This window comes from Pseudoalteromonas sp. SWXJZ10B (genome assembly GCF_015864475.1).
Classification (GTDB): Bacteria; Pseudomonadota; Gammaproteobacteria; order Enterobacterales; family Alteromonadaceae; genus Pseudoalteromonas; species Pseudoalteromonas arctica.
On record NZ_JADYXD010000058.1, the window covers coordinates 1 to 1,130 of the forward strand.

Consider the following 1,130-nt stretch of genomic DNA (forward strand, 5'->3'; position numbering starts at 1 on the left):
CTCAAGAGATTTTGCTAAATCGTAGCCTTCCAGGATGGCTTGTAACTTAAGCCATCCTTGCCATAACACTTTCACAGATGCACGCCCTGTGCGCTTGGTATCTTTCCAGCCTCCTAACTTTGCCAGTTCCTGATACGCCCATGACATATTTGGAGCAGTTTCAGGCAATGGTGTTTTTATTCTCTTTAACCACAATAACTTCCATGCTTTGGGAGATAACAGTTGTTCACAACTTGGAGAATCAGGCTGCTCATTGGTGAACTTTAGTTGCAATATTCGCGTCGCAATAAAGCCATTAATCGTCACCAATCTTTCCATGTTATCTTGGCTTTGAAGGCGTAAACTTTCGATATCCGTACCATCACTTTTCCAGACTTTATGGTATTCCTCTACAAGCCAACGGTGCTCATAGTAGGTGATGATAGCTAAGGCGTCTTCTTTGCTGGTGACTGGTTCACTGGTTAATAGGTGCCAGCTTAAGCCGTTCTTAGCGTTTCCTCGCTCTGCACAGCCGACATAGTAAACTGGGAGGGAGTGTCCTTTCTTATTGTAAGGCGCTTTGAGTGTCACTGGCGCATAGGTGATATCCAGTGTTGCGCTTCGGGCTTTTCTTCCTCCTTTTTGTGCAATGTGGATGTGTTTGGTGCCTGCACTCATCAGCTCGCTTGCAAACGCATAGAGCTTATCCTCACCTTCTTCAATATGACGACTTTGCATCGAGCGTACGACGAATCGTTGCTGCTCGGTTAGTTTATACTGCAAGTATTCGTAGATGTCCGCTTCGCGGTCACACACCGATATCACGTTCGCCATTTGTCCTTGCAGCCGCTCTGCCATCGCTCGTGACGCTGACTCCCACTTGTAACTTTCTTTTTCTTCGTAAGAAGTCGTCGCGTGTTTTTCTCTTTTTCCAATCGTGTTGATATCACGACTCCAGCGAGACTGTTCAATTAATCCCACAACTTGCTTTGTGTCTGGCGCAAACAGTAATACGCTATGAGCTAACAAGCCTCGTTGTTTTGCTCCTCGTCCGACATGACCCAAATCATCTCGAATGGAGGAATGTTTATAAATTAGTGTGGTCGTGTCTTCTAATGCGAGCAATAAGTTATGACTTTTTGCTTGTTCAA

Annotated in this window: 1 protein-coding gene; it reads right to left on the reverse strand. The window is 45.3% G+C overall.

Annotated elements, in window-relative coordinates:
• The coding region (locus I6F54_RS20160) for an IS4 family transposase (RefSeq protein WP_197142803.1) at nucleotides 1-1,130 on the reverse strand (1,130 nt) is incomplete at both ends.